Below are 25337 nucleotides of genomic sequence, written 5' to 3' on the forward strand. Positions count from 1 at the left end.
GAGTCTATGTGTAAGGGGAACCGTGTTTGTGAGGCGTCCCCAGCCGTGTACGTTCTGTTATCTTCGTTTTATCGATCTCGGGATCGATCAAGAACCGAGGTCAGGTGCCCTGATCGCGCTCTGGCAACAGAAAAGTAGCCTTGGTCACGCCGTCCGCCCACGCGCCCGCGACGCACCGCGACCAACGCCGTGAGCAGGCACTATGCGGTGCCAGGCAACCGAATCGGCTTGCGCGGACTGGCCGTTCACGCCGCGCACACGCCCCAAGACCGCGTCCCCCTCGTGAGTACTTATCAGTGTTCTAACCCTGATAAGTACTCACGAGGGAGAGCTGTGCTTAGCTCGGTGGCGTGGGTGACGTGCGAACCGAGCGCGGGCGGCAGTTGCTGTCCCGAGTGCTCGCCGGTGTTCCGGCCAACGAGAACCCGTTGACGCATGTGGAGGACCTGCCGGAACGGCTGCCGCAGTACGCCGAATGGCCTGATTGGGCGCCCGCGCAGGTCGTCGGCGCGTTCCGGGCGCGGGGCCTGGAAAAGCCGTGGACACACCAGGTCGAGGCGGCCGAGCACATCTGGAACTCGCGGCACGTCGTGCTCTCGACCGGAACGGCGTCCGGAAAGTCCTTGTCGTACCAGCTTCCCGTTTTGTCGTCGTTCGCGACCGACCGGCGGTGCACGGCGCTCTATCTGGCGCCCACGAAAGCGCTGGGTGCCGACCAGTTGCGGGCAGTGCGAGACCTGGACCTGCCGGACGTGCGGGCGTCGAGTTTCGACGGCGACACACCCATGGAGGAACGAGACTGGGTGCGGGCGCATGCCCGATGGGTGTTCACCAACCCGGACATGATCCACCGCGGCATCCTGCCGTCGCACGCGCGCTGGGCCCAGTTCTTCCGGCGGCTGAAATACATAGTGGTGGACGAGGCGCACGCGTACCGCGGCGTGTTCGGTTCGCACGTCGCGCTTCTGCTCCGCAGGCTGCGCCGGGTCGCGCGGCATTACGGTTCGGACCCGACATTCATCGCGGCTTCCGCAACGGTGTCCGATCCATCGGTTTCCGCGACTCGGCTGTGCGGCGTCGAATGCGTCGCGGTCACCGAAGACGGCTCGCCGCGCGGCGCCCGGACGGTCGCATTGTGGGAACCGCCATTGATGGACGAACTCAAGGGCGAAAACGGTGCCCCCGTCCGGCGGTCGGCCGGTGCGGAGACCGCGCGCATCCTCACCGACCTGGTGGTGGAAGGCGCGCGCACGCTCGCGTTCGTGCGTTCGCGGCGTGGTGCCGAACTGACCGCGCTCTCCGCCCGGCACGCACTGTCTCAAGTGGACACGACGTTGGCCGGCCGGGTGGCCGCCTACCGGGCGGGGTTCCTGCCGGAGGAGCGGCGTGCGTTGGAGAAGTCGCTGGCCTCGGGCGAACTGCTCGGCGTGGCCAGCACTAACGCCTTGGAACTCGGAGTCGACATCGCCGGGCTCGACGCGGTTGTCGTCGCTGGTTACCCGGGCACGTTGGCGTCGTTCTGGCAACAAGCCGGGCGCGCGGGCCGAGCCGGTGACGGTTCGCTCGTGGTGTTCGTCGCGCGGGACGACCCCCTCGACACCTACCTGGTGCACAACCCATCGGCGATGCTGCACCGGCCCATCGAGGCAACGGTCCTGGACCCGCTCAACCCGTACGTACTGGCTCCGCACCTCGCGTGTGCCGCGGCGGAGTTGCCGCTCAAGGACAAGGACCTCCCGCCGTTCGGTGGGGACACAGCCAGGGAAGTGCTCCAGGACCTGGTCAACGATGGGGTGCTGCGCAAGCGGCCGGCCGGCTGGTACTGGACTTCGCGGGACCGGCCCCACGCCGGGGTGGACATCCGCGGCTCCGGCGGCGAGCAGATCATGGTGGTCGAGGCGGACACCGGGCGGATGCTCGGCACGGTCGATCCCGGTTCAGCTTGCGCCACCGTGCATCCCGGTGCGGTGTACCTGCACCAGGGAACGTCCTATGTGGTCGACGAGCTCGACCTGGACGCCGGTTTGGCCCTCGTGCACGCCGAGGACCCGGAATGGACCACGCAGCCGCGTGACGTCGTGGACATCTCGGTGCTCAAAACGTTGACCAAGCAGGACTTCGACGGCGTGACGGTGTGCCTCGGCGATGTCGCGGTGACCTCCCAGGTGGTCGCCTACCTGCGACGGTTGCCCTCCGGTGAGGTCATCGACCAGGTGCCGCTGGACCTGCCGGAGCGAACCCTGGAGACCAGGGCGGTCTGGTACACGATCGCCGAGGACCTGTTGCGCGAAGCCGGAATCGAGCGCGCCCAGACCGGCGGTGCCCTGCACGCCGCCGAGCACGCCGCCATCGGCCTGCTGCCGCTGCTGGCCACCTGTGACCGGTGGGACATCGGCGGCGTCTCCACCGCCATGCACCCGGACACGGGCGAAGCGACGGTGTTCGTCCACGACGGACACCCCGGTGGCGCGGGCTTCGCTGACCGCGGTTTCCAGTCGATCGCCGACTGGCTCACCGCCACCCGGCTCGCCATCGACTCGTGCGAATGCCAGGCCGGCTGCCCGTCGTGCGTGCAATCACCCAAGTGTGGCAACGGAAACGAGCCGTTGGACAAGGCAGGCGCGATACGCGTGCTCGACATCGTGCTGAAGGCCATCACCTGATGCCGACCGTGCTGTCGGTCAACCTCGGGACTACGCCAAGGATTCGCGGAGCCGCGCGTACCACCATCGACAAGAAGCCGTTGCCCGGCTAGATCGAAGTTCGCCGCCTGGCCCCAAAGGCGTCGGCGGCAACGGACTCACCGGTGACCAAGATCCAGGTTGTGGCGGGGAACTCATGGTGCCGCAAAGTGCATTTCGTGGTGCCGGAATGGTGGACACGGCGTGTGGGTGTGGCAATACGCAGGGGATGCCGGTTCCGTACGACATCCCCTGCGTATCGCCCTTGCCGCCGAGCCAGTGGCATAGGCCTACGACCGTTCGACGCGACTGCCGTCAGCGGGTCGACGCCGGGAGGCGAGGCGTCGACCGCCGGAGATTTTTTCCCGGGGGCAGGATCGCCGATCGCGGCTGGTGGGGCCGCGCTCACCGGTGGCCGTCGCGGAACGGGAGGCCGCATGCCTGGTGCTGGTACTCGGCAGGCCGCCAGGTCCCCGGTCGTCGCGTCGGTGCGGGAAAGCCGGCGACTGACCTGGAACGAGGCAAACCTTGAGTGGCGCTATGGAGTTTTCGGTGCGTCGCCGCTCAGTCCGCGGCTACCAGCTCGGACGTCAGGCTGAGCCGGCTCGGGGTGGCCAGTGCGTCGGCGAGGGCCTCCTGCACGACGGCCGACTCAGGCAGTCGCCAGCCGCAGACCTCGGGCTTGACGCGCCAGTGCACGACACCGTGCTGGAAGGGGCTGGGCGGCAGCGGCACGTAGCTCCCGGCGCCGTGCAGCGTGACCTGCTCGTCAACGGCCAGCTCGCGGCGCAGCGCACGCCCGGTCTTGGTCAGGAACATCCACCGGCCGGCCGGGGTCGCGACGATCGGCACCGGCATCCCGTAGGTGCGCAGCACGCCAGCGGCCTTGCGGCCGAGCGAGTCGTCGACCTCGATGGCGTCGAGCACCACACCAGTGGCGACCAGGAGGCTGTAGGGGCGGCCGGTCCACCACGCGGCGACCTGCTCCGGCTTGGTGCCGATGCGCTCCTGCCAGTCCCGGTGCACGGGAACCGGTCCGGCGTTCTCCGTTCCCTCACGGCCCGCCCAGTGCGAGCCCGCCGGATAGGTGCCGGGCAGCACCGGCCACCCACGCCACGCGAGGCCGACCGCCTCCGCACGCAGTTCGATGCGGAAGGCCCCACGCCAGCTATCCGACCAGTCCGTCTCCAACATGTTGGCTACTTGCCTCCTTGCCCGGCGGGCACCCGTCCGTGCCCTGCGTCTGACTAAACGGCACGACCGCCGTCCGTTGTAACTGCTTGTCGGCAACTGGTCGGTAATGAACGGCGAGTGAAAGCCGCCTGACGTCCCAACTGAACGTCAACCGGTCGGCGGTACCGCTCGCCGACACGCCTGGACCGGCCCGTGATGCCGCTCACCGCTCTCGGGCGACCGTTGCCCGCGACCGGCGGCACGTTTTCTTCGGCCGGACTCATCTGCGCCACCGGTCCGGCCGCGGCACGAGCGGTAATCTCGCCCAGACCACTCACCGCTGTGGTCACCACGACGGACGCCACCCAACCGTTCATCCGGCATTCGCCGAGCCGCATCCGCATCATGTCGACCACCCATCGTGCCTGCTCACAGGCGGCCTGCTCGCCCCACGGCAGGTAGGTCGCCGCGGCGAGCGCCGACAGGTCGGCCGCGCTGTCGGCCTTGTGCCGGGCCGAGGTGGCGGCGCCGATCGCGAGCATCAGCCCGAAGACCATCACCAGCGCCGCCACCACGAACGCCGCCAGCACCGACGCCGCACCTTCGTCGGCGGGTGGCCTGTGGGAACGTCTCACTCGGCCACCTCCGGTTCGGCGACCGCGAAGGCCGCCCCGGTGATCGCCAGACCGGAGAGGAACTGACCGGCCGGTGCGACGGACACCTCGACGCTGATCCGGTCGCCTTCGGTCGTGATCCGCACGTTCGCGCCGCTCGGCGCGATGGTGGCCGCCGCCTCGACCGCGAGTCGCTCGTCGCCACGGGCGACCAGCCGCGCCGCCTCCCGAGCCGCGTCGACACACCGCAGATGCGCGGTCATCGCCGCGAACCCCGCGAAGGCGAGGGCCAGCACGCCCATGATCAAACCGAGCGCGATCGCCGCCTCGACGGTCACGGCTCCTGCATCGCGTCCCTGATCAGGTCGCTGACCAGGTCCTGGAACCAGTCGCTGGTGACGACCAGGTAGACCGTCCCGATGAGCGCTCCGACCAGGAAGAAGAGCATCGCGTACTCGACTGTGACCGCACCTTCGTCGTCCAAGAACAGGTGCGAGCGTCGCGTGGTCATCATCATTCGTTCCTTTCCGGTCCATGGTTTGTGTGGTCATCCGCTCAGCCCCAGCCGGCCCGCGAGGCCCGCGACGACCGGGACGACGCCCAGGCAGACGAACGCCGGGAGGAAACACAGCCCGAGCGGACCAGCGATCAGCACACCGGCTCGTTGAGCTCGTGCCTCGGCTGTGTCGGTGGCTGACGTACGCACTTCGTCCGCCAACGCCGCTGCCACGGTCGCCAGCTCGGTCCCGGACCTGGCCGTTCGGCGCGCACCGCGTGCCAGTGGTGCGGTGGCCGGGACCGAAGCCGCCGGTGCCCACGCGTCTTCCGCGTCCGCACCCAAGGCGAGCAGGTCGGCTGTGGTCCGCAACGCCTTGCCGCCGTCGCCCGGCACTCGGTCGGCGACCACCCGCACCGCCGCAGGCACCGGTAGCCCGGCCCGCAGGCATGCGCCGAGCAGGTCCCAGCTCATGGCCAGCTGCAACGGGTCGGGTGCCGGTGTACGGGACCTCCGCCAGCGCTTCGCCGTGATCAGCTGTTTGCCTGACAGCCTCCGGCTTGGCCGCCCGGACATCTCCGCGAGCCGGAGTCTCGCGGTCCGCGCGCCCGGCGCGACCAGCACTGCCGCTGCCAGGAGGACGAGTTCGGTCATGGGAGTGCCGCCTGACGTGTCAGTCGTCCGCTCCACAGGAGCCCCACGCACATCAGCCCGACGCCCATGACGAGCAGCGCCTGGCCAGCCGTCGTGCCGGAGAGCGTCCGGAACGGGTTCGCACCCATGAGTTGTCCCAGTGCTACGCCGACCACCGGCAGGCAGGCCAGCACAGCGGCGCTGGTTCTCGGGCCGACCATTCTCGCGTGCACCTGGCGCGCGAACCGGACCCTCTGGTCAAGATCCCGGACCACGGCCGCCAACACGTCGGCGAGCGGCAAGCCATGCCGTTGGGCCAAGGCCCACGCGTGGGCGACATCGGCGAACAACGGCTCCCGGACCGCCTGCTCGACATCGCCGCCCATTCGCGCAGCGGCCGCAATGGCTCGCATCGCCTCCGCTCCGCTGGAGGGCGCGTCGACCGCCACCGACTCGGCGGCGGCAACCGGATGTGCGCCCGCTCTGAGCTCGCTCACGAGCGATCGGACGGTCTCCGCGAGGTCTTCCACCGCAGCGGTGCGCTGACGAAGCCGTTGTCTGGATCTGGCGTAGCGCCAGCCGACCGCACCACCGATCGCGCCCGCGATGGCGCCACCGACGCCCAGCAGGACTCCACCGAGGAGTGCGCTTGCCAACGCGAGGAGAGCGGTGTTCGGCCGGGGTGGCCGAAACACTCGTCTTGGTGGACCTGTCAGCGCGGCGAGCCGCCTCGACGCCGTGGCCGTCGGCCAGGTCAGCAATGCAGCGGCCAAGGTCAGCACGATCAAGGCGTCCATGGCGTCGCCCCTCCCCTTTCCTTGATCAGGTCATCCAGCAGAGTTCGCGCGTACAACCGTTCCCCCGGCCGCCACGCGGGGCAGATCTTCACGAACTCACCGATTCGTTGCAGCACACCGATTTCAGCCAGCCGCCGCGCTTCGCCCTCGCGACGCATGCACAGGACCAGGCGTACGGCGGCGGCCAGTTGACTGTGCAAAGCGGACCGTGACAATCCGCCGAGTGCGGCCAGCGCTTCGAATCTCGCCGGTACTTCGGCAGGTGAGTTCGCGTGCAGCGTCCCGGCACTGCCCTCGTGACCAGTGTTCAAGGCGGTGAGCAAGTCAACCACTTCCGCACCGCGAACCTCGCCCACGACGAGACGGTCGGGCCGCATTCGCAACGCCTGCCGGACAAGTTCGCGAACACCCACACCGCCGACGCCTTCGATGTTGGGCGGTCTGGCGACCAGCCGGACGAACTGAGGGTGCGCGGGCAACAGTTCGGCGGCGTCTTCAACGCACACGATTCGTTCGCTTACCGGTACAGCGCCGAGCATCGCGCCGAGCAACGTCGTCTTGCCGGAGCCGGTTCCGCCTATGACGACAAACGTGAGCCGTGCGTCCACAATGGCCTTGAGCAAGACGGCTCCCTGTGCGTCGAACGTTCCCAGTCGACTGAGACTGTCGAGGTCGTGCGCTGTCGGTCTGAGCACACGCAAGGACAAACACGTGCCCGATGGCGCGATCGGCGGGAGTACCGCGTGCATCCGGACTCCGCCGGGCAACCAGGCGTCCACAAACGGCTGCGCGTCATCGAGTCTGCGACCGGCGGCCGCCGCCAGCCGCTGTACCAACCGCCGGACCGATGGCTCGTCCGGGAACCGGACGTCTGTTCTCCGCAGGCCCGCGCCGTCTTCGACCCAGACCTCGTCCGGTCCGGTGACAAGGACATCGGTGGTCTCCGGCGCCCGCAACAGCGGGTCCAGCGGCCCGGCTCCTTCCAGTTCGCGGCCAAGGACTTGCAACGCGTCCAGCACATCCTGGTCACCGGCGACACCGCCCGACTCCTCGCGGATCGCGGCCGCGACCGACGCGAAGGTGACCGTTGTGCCCGCGTTGGCCACACGGCGGCGAACCCGTTCGACGAGTTCCGCTTTCATGACGCTCTGCCCTCTGTCGTAGGTGAAGTCTGGTTCAGCCGATCGAGATGTGCGGCGACATCGCCGCGCGACAGCGACATCAGGAAGCCACTCTGTGGTCCACGCCAAGGGTTTCCAGGGCTCTTCGGGCGGCGCTGATCAATGGACCGCGTCTGCCTGAGAACTCGCCTCGTTCCAAGGCGGCGGCCAGCCCGCGCTGGTGGGGCATCCAGGACAGGAGCGGGAGGCCGACGGCTTCAGCCACGTCGTCCGCCGTCAACCCACCGGGCGCCGGTCCACGTACCAACACCCGCGCGACTACGCCACGGTCTTTCAACCGCTCGGCGACCAACGACGCCGAGGCACACGCACGCAACTCGGCGGGCACGACCATGATGGTGAGGTCGGCGAGATCCAGGGCGGCCCCGGCGGTTGCCGAGAGGTCGCGCGGCAGATCGCAGACGACTATGTCGCCGCCGCGTCTGCCCGCTTCGATGACCGCTGTCACCGCGTCCGGCTCGGGTGCGAACCCCTTTCTCGCGCCGGATACGACCTTGAGCCCTTCACTGCCGGGCAAGGCGTCACGCAGCGACGAGAACGCGACTCTGCCTTTGACGTTCATCTGGGGCCAGCGCAACCCGTCCTGGCTTTCCGCGCCGAGCACCAGGTCCAGGCCGCCCGCCAGCGGGTCGCAGTCGACCAGCATCGCGCGATGACCTGATCGGGTCGCGGCTCTCGCCACCGCCGCGGCGAACACGGACGCGCCCGCGCCACCTCTGCCGCCGACGACAGCCAGCACCCGGCCCGGCGGTCCGCCGGCGCCTTCCGCCGCGTCGGCGATCGCGTCGGCCAGCCAGGCCTCTGCCGTGGGCAGTTCGACGACCCGGTCGGCGCCGACGTCGACCGCGGCCTGCAACGCGTCGACCCCTTGGGCATCAGGGGACACGATGACGACCCGGTCGCGCCTTGGCAGCCGCTCATGCTGGATCTCGCGTGCGCCAGGCGGATCGAGCAGCACTAGCGGAGCGTCCGACCACAATGGTCTCGCGGCCGGCGCGTCCGGCACACGCCGCAGATCGCAGCCTGCCGCCGCGGCCAGCCGCAGCAGCTCGTCGAGCATGGTCTCGTTGTTGACCAGGACAAGTGGACGGTTCTCGGTCATCGGACACCCCCGGATCGACTGCCGGGCTTGCTGCCCGACGCTTCCACCGTCTCGCTTCGGCGGCGGGCGGGCAACGACGCCGGGGCCAGGCTGTGGACAAGTGGGGTGGGTGTGGACAAGTGGCCGGGAATCGGGCTTCGCGGACGATTCTTGTCGGATCGTTGTGGTATAGGCGCCCGATCGAAAATGTCGTTTCGGTGAGCAACCACGATTCGAAGGTGAACATGGGAACGGGTCGCGGCGTTCGGCAAACCCGCGCCAAGATGGTTGTGCTTCGCACGTTTCGTTCAGGCGCTGAACCGACCAACGAGGTCCACAGTGGACCACGGTCGTCCGGACGAGGAGACGGCCACCCGGAAGTTCCGGGTGACTTGTTGCCCGGCAAGGGTTCGAACAGCGGACCGGTTACTACCCTGACGTAGAATTTACGTGCCCCACGCGGGACCCACCGAAGATTTTTTCCCGGTGCGCAAGGATTGCGGATATGGGACGACCCCCGCCAGGGGGGAGGGACGGGGGTCGTCAATAGGTTCAGTCCCGGGGGGTCGGACTGAACCGGCCCGGTGTCGAAGACCGGACGCCCTAACTGTATCCCCTTCCCAGGCGCTCGTGGTCACGGATACGGGTTTTTATTGGTCGTCTTGCGCCCACCGACCATGCCGCGGCCTGCGAGAGGGGGCATATGCTGGGCTTATGACCGATGTGACGAAGCGGGTCGCAGCGTTCTTCGACCTGGACAAGACGGTCATCGCCAAGTCGAGCACGCTGGCCTTCAGCCGTCCGTTCTTCCAGGGCGGGCTGATCAACCGCCGCGCTGTGCTCAAGAGCGCGTACGCCCAGTTCGTCTTCATGCAGTCCGGGGCGGACGCCGACCAGGTGGCTCGGATGCGAGCCCACCTCACGGCTCTGTGCGAGGGCTGGGACATCGAGCAGGTCCGGGCCATCGTCGAGGAGACGCTGCACGACATCGTCGATCCGTTGATCTACGCCGAGGCGGCCGAACTGATCAACGACCATAAGGCGCAGGGACATGACGTTGTTGTGGTCTCCGCCTCAGGTGAGGAGATCGTGCGGCCGATCGCCCGCATGATCGGAGCCGACGACAGCGTGGGCACCCGGATGGTCGCGGATGACGGCCGCTACACCGGGGAGATCGAGTTCTACTGCTACGGCGAGAACAAGGCCGTGGCGATGAAACAGCTGGCCGCGGAACGGAACTACGACCTCGCTGCCTGCTACGCCTACAGCGACTCGGTCACCGACGTGCCCATGCTCGATGTGGTGGGGCACCCGGCGACCGTCAACCCGGATCGGGCGTTGAAGAAGGTCGCGAGCGAGCGCGGCTGGCCGGTGCTGACGTTCTCCAAACCCGTGTCGCTGCGGTCGAGAATCCAGATGCCGTCCGGCACCGCGGTGGCCATCACCGCGGCCAGTCTTGGGGTCGCCGCGGCCGCCGGGGCCACGTGGTACGGAATCCGTCGCCGGAAGCGGAAGTAGCCACCCATATGGGGGGCGTCGGTAGCCCGGTCGGGGGTAGCGAGGTGCGCCGCATGCCCGCTACGTGTGCGCCGATCCGACCACGAGGCGTGTTGATCTACCGCTTAAAGACTCTGTACCGGTGCACCCGTCCGTGCCCTTGAAGTGACGGCGCTCACTGGGTACAAAAGTAAGTGCGGACTCCTAGTCAGCCCGGGACCAAACGAAGAGAAGCTTGGTCCACCCTGATAGGACTCCGTGCGCGGACTCCGGGCACCCACGCGCAGCGCGCCGCGGGAGGCTTGTCGTCAAGGGACTGCGTACCGGGACGCCGGGCGCCGAGGCCCAGTGAGTACGACGTGAGTTGCACGCTTGGTAACCCGAGAAGTCCGCGCTCGGCGGCGGCGTTCGTTGACCTGGTCAACGGACGCCGCCGACATTCTCGCGCCGAGGGTGTTCGCTCGCTGCGCTCGCTTCCCTCGGCTCGAACGTCATTGCCTTTGGGGGCCGAGCCCCCAAACCCCCACGGTGCAAGCTCCTCCCGACCCAGCACTCGCTACTTTGGTCTTCGACCAGCACAATCGTCCGCTGCGGCTCGCGCCGAGGGTGTTCGCTCGCTGCGCTCGCTTCCCTCGGCTCGAACGTCATTGCCTTTGGGGGCCGAGCCCCCAAACCCCCACGGTGCGAGCTCCTCCCGACCCAGCGCTCGCTACTTTGGTCTTCGACCAGCACAATCATCCGCTGCGGCTCGCGCCGCGGGTATTCGCTCGCTTCCCTCGGCTCGAACGTCACTGCCTCTGGGGGCCGAGCCCCCAAACCCCCACGGTGCGAGCTCCTCCCGACCCAGCACTCGCTACTTTGGTCTTCGACCAGCACAATCATCCGCTGCGGCTCGCGCCGCGGTATTCGCCTCGAACGCCAACACGATGCGAACTCCTACCGACCTCGCGCTGGCTACTGTGGTGTTCGACCAGCAGAATCGTGCCGGTGTGGGCCCAAACCCGCCGTTTGGCTCTTGGCTTCCCTTACGTGACGTGGGTAACTTACCGATTGAAGCGTCAAACCGGTAAGAATCTTACGCCTCCAGGGAGGCAGAGGTGTCACGTCGCTGGATCCCTCCGGCCTTGGCCGCCGTCACGGCCTTGGCCACGGTCACCACGCCCGCCGCGGCAGCGCCCGATGTGGACGCGATGACGAGCTGGGCGAACGCCGCCTTGCGGCACTTGAGCCTGGAACAACGGGTCGGTCAGCTGTTCGTCGCGACGGTCTGGGGCAAGTCCGCTGACGAGGCGCACCCGGAGAACAAGAAGCGGTACGGAGTCGACACGCCCGCGCAGGTCGTGCAGCGCTACCAGGTCGGCGGCGTCATCTACTTCAACAACGCGGGCACGGACAACGTCGACGACCCGGTGCAGCTCACGCGCTTCTCCAACGGCCTGCAGCGCGCGGCCCTCACGTCCGGTGCGCGCATCCCGCTATTGATCTCGATCGACCAGGAGGGCGGCAACGTCACCAGGGTCGTCGCGCCTGCCAGCGAGTTCCCCAGTGCCATGGCCGTCGGCGCCGCCCGCAACCCGGAGGACGCCAAGCGGCTGGCCGCGATCAGCGGCCACGAGCTGCGGGCGATGGGGATCAACCAGAACTTCGCGCCGGTGGCGGATGTCAACTCCAACCCGCTCAACCCGGTCATCGCGGCCCGGTCGTTCTCCTCGGACCCCGGGCTGGCCGGTCAGCTGGTGTCCGCGCAGATCGCCGGGTACCAGCGAGCGGGGTGGCCTGGTGACACCGTGTCCGCCGCGGCCAAGCACTTCCCCGGGCACGGTGACGCGGCCGAGGACAGCCACGTCGGGCTGCCGAAGATCGACCGTTCCGAGGAGCAGTGGCGCAAAACCGACCTGCCGCCGTTCAAGGCAGCGATCGCGGCGGGCATCGACTCGATCATGACCGCGCACATCACGGTTCCGAGCATCGACCCGTCGGGTGAACCGGCCACCCTCTCCAAGCGGTTCATGACCGACATCCTGCGCAACGAGCTGAAGTACGACGGTGTCATCGTCACCGACTCGCTGGCGATGGAGGGTGTGCGCAAGAAGCACCCGGACGCCGAGATCCCCGTGCTCGCGCTGGAAGCGGGCGTCGACCAGATGCTGATGCCGCCGGATCTGCATACCACGATCAACGGTGTGCTCGACGCCGTGCGCAGCGGCCGGATCAGCGAGGACCGGATCAACGAGAGCGTGCTGCGAATCCTCAAGCAGAAGTGGAAGCGAGGCGTCTTCCTCAAGCCGTTCGCCGACGAGCGTTCGCTGCCGCGTGAGGTGGGTACGCAGCAGAATCTCGCGGAGATCCAGCGGATCAGCGACCGTACGGTCACCGTGCTGCGCAACGACGCGAACCTGCTGCCGATCAAGACGGCCCCCGGCAAGGTCCTGGTGACCGGCTGGAACAACCCGGCGTTCCCGGGCAGGCCCGCTGAGCCGGTCGCGGCGCTGGCCAAGGAGATCGGTCCGAACGCGACGGCGCTGTCCACGGGAGCCAGCCCGACGACCGCCCTGGTCGATCAGGCTGTCGCGGCGGCGAGCGGTTCGGACCTCGTCATCGTGCTGACCAACGGTCTGCGTACGAGCGCAGCGCAGCGCACGCTGCTGACCAGGCTGCAGCAGACAGGTAAGCCCGTCATCCCCGTCGCCGTGCAGGTGCCGTACGACCCTGGCTTCGTCGACTCGCCGACGTGGATCACCACGTACGCGTGGCGTGACGTCTCGATGGCCTCATTGGCGAAGGTGCTCTTCGGGAAGGTCTCGCCCCGGGGCAAGCTGCCGGTGAACGTGCCGACCGCCGACCCCGCGCAGATCCTCTTCCCCTTCGGAACGGGGCTGACATGGTGACCCGGCGCAGTCTGCTGGCCGCCGCGCCCGCGGCGATGGTCGCTGCCGCGAGCCCGGCCGTGGCGGACGAGAAACGTGGTGACCGCGGTGTCACGCCGGGTGCGGACCGCCTGGCCGAACGGGGCTGGCGTGACTTCGCCGGCCGTAAGGTAGGCGTGCTGACCAACCCGACGGGCGTGCTCAAGGACCGTACGCACATCGTGGACTCTCTGGTGGCTGCCGGAATGGCACCGGTCGCGGTGTTCGGTCCGGAGCACGGCTTCCGGGGCACGGCCCAAGCCGGTGGTTCCGAGGGGAGTTATACCGACCCGCGAACCAAGGTCCCGGTGTATGACGCGTACGGCGTCACCGCGACGAAGCTCGCGGAGATGTACCGCAAGGCGGGCTTGGACACGGTCGTGTTCGACATCGCCGACATCGGCGCACGCTTCTATACCTACATATGGTCCATGTACACGGCCATGGTGGCCGCGGTCGAGACCGGCGCGTCGTTCGTCGTGCTGGACCGGCCGAACCCGGTCGGTGGCAATGCGTACGGGCCCATGCTCGACCCGGCGTTCGCGTCCGGGGTCGGCCGGAAGCCGATCGTCCAGCAGCACGGGATGACCGCGGGCGAGCTGGCCAAGTTCTTCGACGCGGAGTTCCTGCCCGCCGACACGGGCGGCCGCCGGTTGTCCAAACTGGACGTCGTCGCGGTCCGGGGCTGGCATCGGGACACCCTGTTCAGCCGGACCGGGCTGGACTGGGTGCCGCCGAGCCCGAACGTGCCGACGCCGCAGACCGCGCTGGTCTACCCGGGCACGTGCCTGTTCGAGGGCACCGTGCTGTCCGAGGGCCGGGGCACCACCAGGCCGTTCGAGATGATCGGCATGCCGGACCTGGACTGGCGGTGGGCCGAGGAGCTGAACAAGCTGGGCCTGCGGGGCGTGCGGTTCCGGGAGAACTACTTCGTGCCGACGTTCAACAAGTTCGTCGGCAAGACGTGCGGCGGTGTCCAGTTGCACCTGACCGACGAGCAGGCGTTCGAGCCGATCGAGACTGCGGTGGCCATGCTCGTCACCGCGAAGCGGCTCTACCCCGCGCTGTTCGCGTGGCGGCCGGACAACTTCATCGACAAGCTCTCCGGCTCCACCAGGCTGCGCACGATGATCGACGCGGGCGCGGGCGTCGCCGAGGTGACGGGCGCGTGGCGGGACGAACTGGCGCGCTTCCGCCAGCAACGCAGGCAACACCTGATCTACTGGTGAGGTACCCGATGTTTCGTCGAGCGGTGCTCGCACTGACCATGGTGGGTGTGACAGGCGCTGGTGCAGTGTCCGCCGAGGCACACGGCGGTGACTCGGGCCGGTTCGACCGGCCGAGGCAGGGGTTCGCCGCGCCCTGGACGCAGTTGCGGGACGGCAATCCCGAGCAGGTCGGGCTGGACCGGGCGCCGATCGACGCGGCGCTTCGCCAGATCGACGAGTGGACCAGGACGAATCCGACGCAGCCACCGGTGGCCAAGCCGTTGATGTCCGGCGTGGTCACGCTGCTGGCCCACGATGGGGTGAACGTCAGCCGGTCAGCATCCGGTTACGCGGTGCGGTATTCGGACGCCTCGGGCACCGAACTGCCCGCCGAACAGCGTGTTCCGATGCGCCGGGACACGATCTTCGACATGGCCTCGATCAGCAAGCTGTTCACGTCCATCGCCGTGATGCAGCTGGCCGAGCAGGGCAAGGTGGACGTGGACGCGCCGGTTTCCCGCTACCTGCCAGAGTTCGGCGTCAACGGCAAGGCCGGGATCACGGTCAAGCAGCTGCTGATCCATACCTCGGGGCTGGTGTCGTTCATCCCGTTGTGGAGCTTGTACCCGGACAAGGCGTCGCGGCTCCAGGCCGTGATGGACATAGCACCCAAGTACGTGCCGGGCTCGACGTACGAGTACTCGGATCTCAATCTGATCACGCTCGGCATGCTCGTCGAGCGTCTGACGGGGTCCACGTTGGACAACGTCGTCACGAAAGGGATCACCGAGCCGCTCGGGATGACCGACACCGGGTACAATCCGCCCGCGTCCAAACTGGACCGGATCGCGGCCACCGAGTACCAGGCCACTCCGGCGCGGGGAATCGTCCGGGGGCAGGTACACGACGAGAACGCGTGGTCACTCGGTGGCGTCGCCGGGCACGCCGGGATCTTCTCGACCGCCTCGGACATGGCGGTACTGGCCCAAAGTCTCATCAATGGCGGCATTTATGCCCACAAGCGGATCCTCCGGCCGGAGACGGTCCGCACGATGCTGACCGACTACACGACGAACTTCCCTGGCTACGCACACGGTTTGGGCTTCGAACTGGACCGAAGGTTCTACATGGGAGGGCTGAGCGGCCCGGCGACCGCGGGTCACACCGGTTACACCGGCACCACTCTGGTGCTGGACCTGCAGTCGAGGTCGATCGCGATCCTGTTGTCCAACAGGGTGCACGTGTCGCGCAACTGGGGATCGATCAACCCGGCGCGCGAGACGCTGGCGACCGGGCTGGCCAAGGCTTTGGCTGTCCGGCCGCGACATGGCCGTGACGCCTGGTACACGGGGATCGGCAACTCGTCGACCGCCACACTGTCCACACGAGAGCTCAAGACGCGAGGTACACCCGTCCGGGTTAGCTTCGACACGTTCGTGGACACCGAGATTTCGGATCACCTCGTTCTGGAGTCGAGCAGTGACGGCGTGTCGTGGCAAGCGGTTCCGGTCAGCGCGCGCGGGCCTGGCGCGCCGGCCGGCGCTCCCCTCTTCCTGTCCGGCTCGGGCCACCGGACCTGGTGGAACGTGCGCGCGGAAGTGCCGACAGTCGACAAGATTTTCTTGCGGTGGCGATTCAGTACGGACAGAACCCTCACCGGGCGCGGGGTGTTATTGGACAACATCAAAATCACCCAGGGTAGCCGGACACTTCTGGACGGTGAAAAACAACCAACCACACTCGTTCCACAAGCCTGGGATCGTCGAATCCGATGATAAAGTTTGTTAACGACACCCCCCTTACCTGCGATTTCCCAGCCAAGCCCGCTGTGGTTGCAGGTTCAAGTTTCGGACACGTTTGGGTGTCGTTGCGTCAGGAGGTCTAGCCGTGACCTTGTCGGATCCCGTAACTGTTAGTAAGTTTCCCACGTGAGCACCGCAGAGATGGTCGACGAACGGAGCGAGTCCAGCCCGCTCGTCCGCATCAGGTCGCTCCTGCCCGGCCTGGCCCGCGCGGAGCAGCGAGTCGCCAAAGTGGTGCTGGACAACCCGGCGGCTGTCGCCCGCCGGAGCATCACCGAGGTCGCCGACGCGGCCGGCACCAGCGAGACCACGGTCACCCGGTTCTGCAAGGCGATCGGCGTCGGTGGTTACCCGGAGCTGCGCATCGCGCTGGCCGCGGACACCGCGCGCACGGAGGCACGCGCCGAACGTGATCTCGGTGGGGAGATCGGCCCGGAGGACGACCTCGCGCAGGTCGTCAACAAGGTCACCTTCGCTGACGCCCGTGCCGTGGAGGAAACGGCCGACCAGCTGGATGTCGCCACGTTGCAGCAGGTCGTCGATGTGATCGCCGCCGCAGGCCGCGTCGACGTCTACGGCGTGGGCGCGAGTGCCTTCGTGGCGCTCGACCTGCAGCAGAAGCTGCATCGCATCGGCCGGGTGAGCTTCGCGTGGAACGACACGCACATCATGCTCACGTCGGCGGCGGTGCTCGGCTCGGGAGATGTCGCTGTCGGCATCTCGCACACCGGGGCGACCACCGACACCGTTGAAGCGCTGCGCACCGCGCGGCAACACGGCGCCACAACCGTGGCGCTGACCAACTTCCCGCGCTCCCCGATCACCGAAGTGGCCGACCTCGTGTTGACCACCGCGGCACGGGAGACCACGTTCCGCTCCGGTGCGATGGCCAGCAGGATCGCCCAGTTGACGGTGATCGACTGCCTGTTCATCGGAGTGGCGCAACGGCACCTGCCGACGGCGATGGGCGCACTGGAAGCCACGCGTGACGCGGTTGGCCCGCACCGGCTGGAGACCCGGCCGGACGGCCGTCGCAAGACACGCGACACCGGAAAATGAGAGCACCAGGACGGCGATGACGGTTCCCCAGCAAGCGGTCTACGTCGATTCTCCGACCGAAGGCCGAAACCCGAGGACCACCGGGCTGGACACCTTGCCCACGCTCGAGGTTCTGCGCGTCATCAACGCGGAGGACCGGCTTGTGCCGGGCGCCGTGGCGGAGGCGTTGCCGCAGCTGGCGGAAGCCGTCGACCTGGCAGTCGAGGCGCTGCGAGGCGGACACCGGGTGCACTACGTGGGCGCGGGCACGTCCGGGCGGTTGGCCAGCCTGGACGTCGCCGAACTGGCTCCCACGTTCAACGCGCCCGCCGACTGGTTCGTCGCCCACCACGCGGGCGGCAACCAGGCCTTGCGGACGGCGGTGGAGAACGCGGAGGACGACGCGGCGGCAGGGGCCGCGTTGCTGACCCGTGAGGCGGAGGCCGGGGATTTTGTCCTCGGCCTCACCGCGTCGGGCCGCACGCCGTTCGTGCTCGGCGCGTTGTCCGCTGCCAGGCGGCTCGGCGCGACGACCGGGCTCGTGTCCAACAACCCGATGTCGGCGCGAACGGCCGATGTGGACGTTGTCATCTGTGTCGACACCGGGCCGGAGGCGGTCGCCGGGTCGACACGGATGAAGGCGGGCACGTCGCAGAAGTTGGTGCTGACGGCGTTCTCGACCGCGGTGATGGTCAAGCTCGGGCGCACGTACTCCAACCTGATGGTGAGTATGCGTGCCACGAATGCCAAGCTGCGGGGCCGGACGTTGCGGATTCTGCGGGAAGCGACCGGCTTCGGCCTCCAGGAGTGTGCGGAGGCGTTGACGGCCGCCAACGGTGACCTGAAGGTCGCGCTCGTGCATCTGCTGTCCGGAGCGGACTCCGAGCGGGCCGCGAAGGCGCTGAGCGAGACGAACGGACACGTCCGCAACGCTTTGGACATGCTGGGGGCCGCTGCCCGATAGGGCTGTCCCCACCTCGGATTCGGTGGACGCCACCACTGTCCGCGTGCCGGTTTGTCGGCAGGGTTGTCCCCATGCTGACTTCCCTCTCGGTCGCGGTGGCGCTCGCCGCCGGAGCCGTGGCCCCGCTCCCGGCGGGCATCGCGATCCGTTACACGGAACACGATATCCCTCATATACTCGCCCACGATTACCGAAGTCTCGGCTACGGCCAGGGGTACGCGGCTGCCCGGGCCAATCTCTGCGCCATTGCCGACGGCGTGATCACGTTACGCGGCGACCGGTCCCGGTATTTCGGACCCGGCCCGGCAACGACAACGCTGACAAGAGCCACCGACAACGTCACCAGCGATCTGTACTTCAAGAGCGTGTCGCTGGAAGGGTTGCTCGACCAGCCCGCGCAGGACGTCCGGCAAATGGTTCGTGGATATGCCGCCGGATACAACAAGTACGTCGCTGAAGGGCATCCGACCACCTGCCCGCGGATCGTCCAGCCGATCACCGAGGAGGACGTCTACCGGCGGGCTCACGCGTGGAGCACGTTGATGGCCTCCGGCGGCAATGCCGACGGAATCGTGGCGGCCGCGCCCGGGGCGAGCACCACCGGATCACTGGACGAACTGGAGAAAACCAGGGCGGACATGTCCGGTCCGGGCAGCAACGCCGTTGTTCTCGGCCGGGCGGCCACCACGTCGAAACGCGGCATCGCGGTGGTCAATCCGCACCTGCCCTGGCACGGCGACGTCTCCTGGGACATGGTCCAGCTGACCATTCCCGGCCGGGTGAACGTCAGCGGCGCGACATTCACCGGAATGCCGTTCGTCATCGTGGGTTCGACTCCGACCATGGCGTGGTCGGGCACCATCGCCGACGCGGTGGTTCCGGCGACGCTTTTCGAGCTGACGCTCACCGATCCGACGACGTACCTGGTCGACGGCAAGCCGGAACAAATGCGCCGCCAGGACGTCACCATTCAGGTCAAACAGCCGGACGGAACGCTCAAGCCGGTTACCAGGACGCGCTACTCGACCCGGTACGGCCCGGTCGTGACGAACGCCTACGGCGTGGCTTTGCCGTGGACCGGGCGGAAGGCGTACGCGTTCGCTGACCCGAACGCCCGGAACATGCGGTTCCTCAACACCATATCCGAGTTCGCCAAGGCCCGGAACGTCAACGACTTCACCGAAACGCTGCACCGGACCCAGGGCAACCCGATCTTCAACATGATGGCGACGGACTCGGCGGGCCGGACCGTCTACTCGGGACAAACGGTCATCCCCAACGTACCGGACTCCCTGTTGGAGAAGTGCAGCACCGAGCTGGGCCGCGAGACCGCCAAACGGGGACTCGCCACGCTCGACGGTTCACGCGGTGACTGCGCGTGGCGCGACGACAAGGATGCCGTGCAGCAGGGCATTTTCGGCCCAGGCAACCTGCCGGAGCTGCACCGGGACGACTACGTGGCCAACTCGAACGAAAGTTATTGGCTGACCAACGCCCGTGAGCCGATGAAGCGACTGAACCGGATGGTGGGAAGTTTCGAAACCGCCCGCAACGTCCGCACCCGCGACACGTTGACCGAAGTGCACGAGGGGTTGGGGAAGTTCGACCTGAAGTCCACACAGGACATGGTGTTCTCCAATCGGGTCTTCGCCGCCGAGCTGGCCGTAGACGACACCGTGGCGATGTGCCAGACCTTGCCGGACATGGGCAACGCGTGTGACGCGCTGGCGAAATGGGACCGCAAAGCCAATGTGGACAGCCAGGGGGCGTTGCTGTTCAGCCGGTTCTGGACGCGGATCGGCCGGTCGCCGGACTGGAAGGTGCCGTTCGACGTCAAGGACCCGGTGCGCACGCCGAACACGTTGAACACCGCGAACCCGGTCATCGTCAAGGCCTTCACCGACGCCGTCAGCGAGTTGCGCGCCGCCGGTGTTCCGCTCGACGCGCCGTTGGGCGACCACCAGTACGTCGAGAAGGACGGCAAGCGGATTCCCTTCGGCGGCGCGCGGCCGGAAATGGGAACTTTCAACGTGATCGCCAGCGACTGGGACGGCGCCTACCGCGGGATCGGTCAGGGCCGTAGCGGCACCAACAGCTCCGGTTACGTCCGGGTCGTGGCGTTGAACGACACGGGGTGCCCAGAGGCCCGGGCAGTCCTGGCTTACCGCCAGCCGGAGTTGTTCTCCCAGAAGCAGTGGATCACCGAGCGCTTCTGCGAGCGGGACATCATGGCCTCACCGGCACTGAAGGTCCTGCGGCTCAACGCCCCTTAGGGAAGCAGGCGATCGGCGTCACCATAAACCCTCGTGAGTGTTTATCAGGGTTAGAACACGGATAAACGCTCACGAGGGGTGGTGTCACACCATTGTGTGAGCAGGTCACTCGCAGCCGACCCCGTCGCCGTCGCGGTCCAGATGGCGGCCGTAGCCCGGGTCGCCACGGTGAACTGGCGCGGCACCGGCGGCCCGGGCCGCCGTGCAGTTCTTGTAGTACGCGGTGACCGGTGGCGCCGGCTCCTCGGTCCTGGGCGGAGCCGGTTTCGGGGTGACCTTGGGCGTGGTCTTCGGCGGTGGCGGCGGCACGGGCTTGTCGACCCGGATGGTGACCTCCGAGTCCGGGCTCACCGACGAACCGGCACCGTCGACCGACACGACCGTCCACGTTGAGTCCACCGTGACCGGTGCGCCGTTCGGTCCGAGGTAACGCAGGGCGGTGAAGCCGAGGGCCCGCAGTTCCTGTTCCACCTTCGCCGCGGTTTTCCCTGCCAGGTCAAGGGGAAGGGTCACTGGCTGGACGGTCGGCGTCGTCGAGGTCGTGGTGAGCGTCGTGGTCGTGGTGGTCGTCGGCTTCGTCGCGGCCGGGATGTCGGGCGCCGGAGCCGATGTGGGGGTCGTTGGGGCACAAGCACTTGCGGCTACCAGAAGCGCTGCTGCGCAGAAGATCCTCATGAAGGGGCACCCGAATCCGCCTACCGGTTCGTCCTGAGTGACCGTCCGGCTGTGGGTGAATTCCCCGGCGAGATACGCACTGTTACTAACATCACACGATCGCATGAATTCAGGTCTCGCTTTGACCACGCGGCGGTGACAGAACGGAGTCAGGCGTTGGCCGAGTCCGCGATGGACGTCGCCTCGCGCGCCCCGATCTCGAAGGCCTCGCAGCACAGCAGGACCCACTCGCGCACGCCGTCCGGCTGGCCGCTCGCGAAGCCCTCGGCGGCATGCCGGTAGCGCTCGGGCCGACGCAGGTACGCGACCTCGGGCACGGTCAGGCCCTTCGGGTCCAGTCCCGTGCCGATCATGGTCAGCCGCGCGGCGGCCCGCGCCACGACGCCGTCGGCGAGCCCGAAAGGCGCCAGCGTCAGCAATTCACCGTGTACGACAGCCATCAGGACAGGACCTGGCGCCGCTGTTCCACCGGTGAGGAGATTCGCCAGCAGGTCCAGTCGCCCGGCCACACCCTGCGCGGCGCGTGGGCGGCCAAGGCGTTCGTCGTCGGACGAGTCCACGAGATCCGCGGCGGCCAGCAGGTGCAGCCGGGCCAGGGCCTGGAGGGGCGCACGCTGCCAGACGGGCAGCAGCGGGCCGATGGCCTCGGCCACCCGCAGCGCTCCGGCCAGCACCGGGTCGGCGACCTCGCCGTCTTCGGGGATCTCCGGATTGCCGCCGTCCAGGTAGGCTGACGATCGCGCGGCTCGGACGGATGCCTCGGCTGCGGTGGTCGGCCAGCCACGCCGGTTCGCCGGGTGCTTGTGCACGGCGTCCACACTCTCGCGAGCGGACTGCACGGCCTCGGCGATCCCGGGAAGGTCCAGCAGCGGGCCCAGCGGATCGGTCACAGGCTGACACTATCGGGGCCCGGCTGATCTTGGATACCGGCTCCTGACCCGATCTTCACCGGTCAAGTGGCACCCTTCCGGTGTAATTGGTCTGGACCTTTTTTGAATCCTGGCCTGTTAATGCGCGCCGTGCCGCACTACGGTCACCACCACATGAGTTAACGCGTTTCGAGGAGGTCACGCGAGATGACCGAGCAGTCCCAGGGTCCCGCGCTGGACAACCTGCTCACCGAGAGCAGGACTTTCCCGCCGTCCGACGAGTTCGCCGCCGCCGCCAACGCGGGTCCGGACCTGTACGCGGCCGCCGACGCCGACCGGGAGGCCTTCTGGGCCACGCAGGCGGAGCGACTGCACTGGGACACCAAGTGGGACCGGGTCCTCGACTGGAGTGACGCGCCCTTCGCGAAGTGGTTCGTCGGCGGCAAGCTGAACGTCGCCTACAACTGCGTCGACCGGCACGTCGAGTCCGGTCACGGTGACCAGGTCGCCATCCACTGGGAGGGCGAGCCGGGCGACACCCGCACGATCACGTACAGCGACCTGCTGGCGGAGGTCAGCAAGACCGCGAACGCGCTGACCGAACTCGGCCTGCAGACCGGCGACCGGGTCGCCATCTACATGCCGATGGTGCCCGAGGCGATCTTCTCGATGCTCGCGTGCGCGCGGCTCGGCCTGACCCACAGCGTCGTGTTCGGCGGGTTCTCCGCCGAGGCACTGCGGTCCCGGATCGAGGACGCCGCGGCCAAGCTCGTCATCACGACCGACGGTCAGTACCGCCGTGGCAAGCCGGCGCCGCTGAAGCCTGCCGTGGACGAGGCCGTCGCCCAGACGCCGACCATCGAGCACGTGCTCGTGGTGAAGCGGACCGACACCGAGGTGGCGTGGACCGAGGGCCGCGACATCTGGTGGAACGACCTGGTGGACAAGCAGTCCGACCAGCACACGCCGGAGGCGTTCGACTCCGAGCACCCGCTGTACATCCTGTACACGAGCGGCACGACCGGGAAGCCGAAGGGCATCCTGCACACGTCCGGCGGTTACCTGACCCAAGCGTCGTACACGCACTTCAACGTGTTCGACCTCAAGCCGGACAGCGATGTGTACTGGTGCACGGCGGACATCGGCTGGGTCACCGGGCACAGCTACATCGTGTACGGCCCGCTGTCGAACCGCGTCACGCAGGTGGTCTACGAGGGCACGCCGAACACCCCGCATGAGGGGCGGCACTGGGAGATCGTGCAGAAGTACAAGGTCTCGATCTACTACACCGCACCGACCTTGATCCGCACGTTCATGAAGTGGGGCAAGGACATCCCGGCCAAGTACGACCTGTCGTCGCTGCGTGTGCTGGGCAGTGTCGGCGAGCCGATCAACCCCGAGGCGTGGATCTGGTACCGGGAGAACGTCGGCGCCAACCGGACGCCGATCGTGGACACGTGGTGGCAGACCGAGACCGGCTCGATCATGATCTCGCCGTTGCCGGGCGTCACGGCGACCAAGCCGGGTTCGGCGCAGAAGGCGCTGCCGGGCATCTCCGCGAAGGTCGTCGACGACCAGGGCAAGGAGGTGCCGCACGGCGGTGGCGGCTACCTGGTGCTCGACCAGCCTTGGCCCGGCATGCTGCGCGGCATTTGGGGCGACAACGAGCGCTACCGCGACACGTACTGGTCGCGTTTCGCCGAGCAGGGCTTCTACTTCGCCGGTGACGGGGCCAAGTACGACAACGACGGCGACATCTGGCTGCTGGGCCGGGTCGACGACGTGATGAACGTGTCCGGGCACCGGATCTCCACGACAGAGGTGGAGTCGGCGCTGGTGTCGCACCCGACCGTGGCCGAGGCGGCGGTCGTCGGCGCGACGGACCCGACCACGGGCCAGGGCATCGTCGCGTTCGTGATCCTGCGCGGTGACGCGGTGGACGGCGGCGAGGACGCGGTCAAGGCGCTGCGCGACCACGTGGCCAAGGAGATCGGCCCGATCGCCAAGCCGCGTCAGGTGATGGTCGTGCCGGAGCTGCCGAAAACACGCTCCGGCAAGATCATGCGCCGGTTGCTGCGTGACGTCGCGGAGAACCGGTCGATCGGCGACGTCACCACGTTGGCCGACTCCACGGTGATGGACCTGATCTCCCAGGGCCTGAACAAGGGCAGCTCGGAGGACTGAAACCCCAGGTCACCCCTCGTGAGTGGAAATCCGTGTTCTAACCCGGATAAACACTCACGAGGGGTGACCAGCTAGGTGGTGAGGTTGCCGGACTTGATCGCGGCCAGGAAGGGGGTCAGGTCTACCGTGAGGATGGGGCCGTTCGGGTTCTTGCTGTCGCGCACCGCGCCGGTCGCGGCCAGCTCGACACAGTTGGTCTGCGTACCGGACCTGGACGACTTGCGCCAGGCCAGCTCGACACAGTTGGTGTGTGAACCGGACTGGGACGACTTGCGCCAGGCCAACTCGACACAGTTGCTCTGTGAAGCGGACTTGGACGACTTGCGCCATCTGTAAGTCATCGTTTGCCCTCTCGTTGTTCGATGAGTTTTCTCAGGATATCCCGGCTTTCCGCAGTGGAAAGCGCGACCTTGTGCAGCTTGGCACGCTGATCGACATAGGCATCCACTTCTGGATCGTGCAGGAACATCCCGCTTCGCAACAGTTCGACGTGCGCTATCGGCGGCGAGTTGGGAAATTCCAGCAGCAGCCAAGGATGGTAAAGCTCCGCACGGGGTAGGTACTCCGGCACCAGCCGAACGCCAATGCCTCGCTTGGTCACCTCGATGAGGTGCTTAAGTTGGGCGATCAACACCTCCCAGCCGCCGAACGGAGTCCGGATCGCCGCCTCGCAGATGTAGGCGGTGTACTCCACCTTCGGCAGGATCTGCTGGCGCCGCAGCCGGGCCATCCAGAACGTCTCGACGTCCTCAGCCTGGATGACCCCATCCAACAAGTAGGCCTTGGCGTACTCATAGGTCTGGAGTAGGCCAGGGATCAGCGTGATCGACCAGTCTGTGAGAGCACAGGCTTCCGATTCGTAACTCGCCAGGACGCTCGTTTCTTCGGGTACGCCAGGCAGGGGGCGGGACCACCAGCCGGGTTCGTCGATGGCTTTTGCCCTGCGTACCAACGCGTCGCGCTGGTCCACCGGCACGCGGTACACCGCGAGGATGCTCGCCACGTCCTCGGCGCTGATATGTCGTTTGCCGTTCTCGATGCGGCTCATCGTCGCCGAGGACCAGCCCAGCATTTCCGCCGCCGTCTCCAGCGACAGCTCGGTCTGCCGGGTCCTGACCGACTTCAGCTGAGCCCCCAAGGCTCGATCTCTGGCCGTGGGCGGCTTGCGATTTCCGGACATGGGATTTCCAGGCCTTTCCGTTCCTGCAAACGAAAGCAGCGGCTACGCAAGGCCGTTAGCGTGACGCAGACCAACAATCCGCGCC

21 protein-coding genes are annotated in these 25337 nt (G+C 67.6%); 9 read left to right on the top strand and 12 right to left on the bottom strand.

Annotation, left to right across the window (positions count from 1 at the left end):
- Positions 1–350 precede the first annotated feature (350 nt).
- Positions 351–2663: a DNA 3'-5' helicase SftH gene (locus tag GC106_RS18320; protein WP_173131883.1), complete on the top strand. Its 2313-nt coding sequence runs from the start codon at positions 351–353 to the stop codon at positions 2661–2663.
- Positions 2664–3245: 582 nt separating this feature from the next.
- Here the strand turns inward: GC106_RS18320 and GC106_RS18325 are convergent.
- The 8 genes from GC106_RS18325 to ssd all read right to left on the bottom strand — a co-directional run bounded on the left by GC106_RS18325 (position 3246) and on the right by ssd (position 8677).
- Entirely contained in the window at positions 3246–3875 is a 630-nt protein-coding gene (locus GC106_RS18325) for a bifunctional DNA primase/polymerase (RefSeq protein WP_173131886.1), read from the bottom strand.
- A 53-nt stretch (positions 3876–3928) separates the two neighbouring features.
- A complete protein-coding gene (locus tag GC106_RS18330; RefSeq protein WP_173131889.1) occupies positions 3929–4489 on the bottom strand; it encodes an Rv3654c family TadE-like protein in 561 nt (186 codons plus the stop codon).
- Positions 4486–4806, bottom strand: coding sequence for a TadE family type IV pilus minor pilin (locus GC106_RS18335; RefSeq protein WP_312872719.1), 321 nt, complete (start codon positions 4804–4806; stop codon positions 4486–4488). The genes GC106_RS18330 and GC106_RS18335 overlap by 4 nt, the downstream gene beginning before the upstream one ends.
- The gene (locus tag GC106_RS18340) at positions 4803–4979 is read right to left on the bottom strand and encodes a DUF4244 domain-containing protein (RefSeq protein WP_173131891.1); all 177 of its coding nucleotides are present in this window, start codon (positions 4977–4979) and stop codon (positions 4803–4805) included. Before GC106_RS18340 ends, GC106_RS18335 begins: the two co-directional genes overlap by 4 nt.
- Positions 4980–5015: 36 nt before the next feature.
- Positions 5016–5618, bottom strand: a complete 603-nt coding sequence (locus GC106_RS18345; protein WP_173131894.1) for a type II secretion system F family protein — start codon at positions 5616–5618, stop codon at positions 5016–5018.
- Positions 5615–6394, bottom strand: a complete 780-nt coding sequence (locus GC106_RS18350; RefSeq protein WP_246366150.1) for a type II secretion system F family protein — start codon at positions 6392–6394, stop codon at positions 5615–5617. Before GC106_RS18350 ends, GC106_RS18345 begins: the two co-directional genes overlap by 4 nt.
- Positions 6382–7536, bottom strand: a complete 1155-nt coding sequence (locus GC106_RS18355; RefSeq protein ID WP_173131897.1) for a TadA family conjugal transfer-associated ATPase — start codon at positions 7534–7536, stop codon at positions 6382–6384. The genes GC106_RS18350 and GC106_RS18355 overlap by 13 nt, the downstream gene beginning before the upstream one ends.
- Positions 7537–7615: 79 nt before the next feature.
- The gene (gene ssd / locus GC106_RS18360; protein WP_173131899.1) at positions 7616–8677 is read right to left on the bottom strand and encodes a septum site-determining protein Ssd; all 1062 of its coding nucleotides are present in this window, start codon (positions 8675–8677) and stop codon (positions 7616–7618) included.
- A gap of 693 nt (positions 8678–9370) precedes the next feature.
- Here ssd and GC106_RS18365 point away from each other — a divergent pair.
- From GC106_RS18365 to GC106_RS18395, 7 genes are all read left to right on the top strand, one after another.
- Positions 9371–10174 (top strand): HAD-IB family hydrolase, encoded by an 804-nt coding sequence (locus GC106_RS18365; protein WP_173131902.1) that lies wholly within the window; start codon positions 9371–9373, stop codon positions 10172–10174.
- A gap of 1169 nt (positions 10175–11343) precedes the next feature.
- Positions 11344–13041 carry a glycoside hydrolase family 3 protein gene (locus tag GC106_RS18370; protein ID WP_173132330.1) on the top strand — a complete coding sequence of 566 codons (1698 nt, stop codon included), beginning with the start codon at positions 11344–11346 and terminating at the stop codon, positions 13039–13041.
- Between the two features lie 35 nt (positions 13042–13076).
- Complete coding sequence (locus GC106_RS18375; protein ID WP_246366229.1) at positions 13077–14288, top strand: exo-beta-N-acetylmuramidase NamZ family protein; 1212 nt, start codon at positions 13077–13079, stop codon at positions 14286–14288.
- A 38-nt stretch (positions 14289–14326) separates the two neighbouring features.
- A complete protein-coding gene (locus GC106_RS18380; protein ID WP_246366231.1) occupies positions 14327–16042 on the top strand; it encodes a serine hydrolase domain-containing protein in 1716 nt (571 codons plus the stop codon).
- A gap of 168 nt (positions 16043–16210) precedes the next feature.
- Positions 16211–17128, top strand: coding sequence for a MurR/RpiR family transcriptional regulator (locus GC106_RS18385; RefSeq protein WP_173132333.1), 918 nt, complete (start codon positions 16211–16213; stop codon positions 17126–17128).
- 16 nt (positions 17129–17144) lie between these two features.
- On the top strand, positions 17145–18071 hold the full coding sequence (locus GC106_RS18390) for an N-acetylmuramic acid 6-phosphate etherase (protein ID WP_173131911.1): 927 nt from the start codon (positions 17145–17147) through the stop codon (positions 18069–18071).
- Positions 18072–18142: 71 nt separating this feature from the next.
- Complete coding sequence (locus tag GC106_RS18395) at positions 18143–20344, top strand: penicillin acylase family protein (RefSeq protein ID WP_173131914.1); 2202 nt, start codon at positions 18143–18145, stop codon at positions 20342–20344.
- A 105-nt stretch (positions 20345–20449) separates the two neighbouring features.
- Here the strand turns inward: GC106_RS18395 and GC106_RS18400 are convergent, their stop codons facing one another.
- Together GC106_RS18400 and GC106_RS18405 are read right to left on the bottom strand one after the other, a co-directional pair.
- Positions 20450–20857 (bottom strand): excalibur calcium-binding domain-containing protein, encoded by a 408-nt coding sequence (locus tag GC106_RS18400; protein ID WP_173131917.1) that lies wholly within the window; start codon positions 20855–20857, stop codon positions 20450–20452.
- Positions 20858–21168: 311 nt separating this feature from the next.
- Positions 21169–21909: a Fic family protein gene (locus tag GC106_RS18405; RefSeq protein WP_173131919.1), complete on the bottom strand. Its 741-nt coding sequence runs from the start codon at positions 21907–21909 to the stop codon at positions 21169–21171.
- A gap of 186 nt (positions 21910–22095) precedes the next feature.
- Between GC106_RS18405 and acs the strand changes: the two genes are divergently transcribed.
- A complete protein-coding gene (gene acs / locus GC106_RS18410) occupies positions 22096–24072 on the top strand; it encodes an acetate--CoA ligase (RefSeq protein WP_173131922.1) in 1977 nt (658 codons plus the stop codon).
- 71 nt (positions 24073–24143) lie between these two features.
- On the opposite strand, the gene GC106_RS48835 is transcribed toward acs, so the two are convergent.
- Together GC106_RS48835 and GC106_RS18420 are read right to left on the bottom strand one after the other, a co-directional pair.
- Complete coding sequence (locus tag GC106_RS48835; RefSeq protein WP_173131925.1) at positions 24144–24413, bottom strand: DUF397 domain-containing protein; 270 nt, start codon at positions 24411–24413, stop codon at positions 24144–24146.
- Positions 24410–25252, bottom strand: a complete 843-nt coding sequence (locus GC106_RS18420; RefSeq protein ID WP_173131928.1) for a helix-turn-helix domain-containing protein — start codon at positions 25250–25252, stop codon at positions 24410–24412. The genes GC106_RS48835 and GC106_RS18420 overlap by 4 nt, the downstream gene beginning before the upstream one ends.
- Between the last annotated feature and the right edge of the window lie 85 nt (positions 25253–25337).

The sequence above is a fragment of the Kibdelosporangium persicum genome (assembly GCF_013280595.1).
Classification (GTDB): Bacteria; Actinomycetota; Actinomycetes; order Mycobacteriales; family Pseudonocardiaceae; genus Kibdelosporangium; species Kibdelosporangium persicum.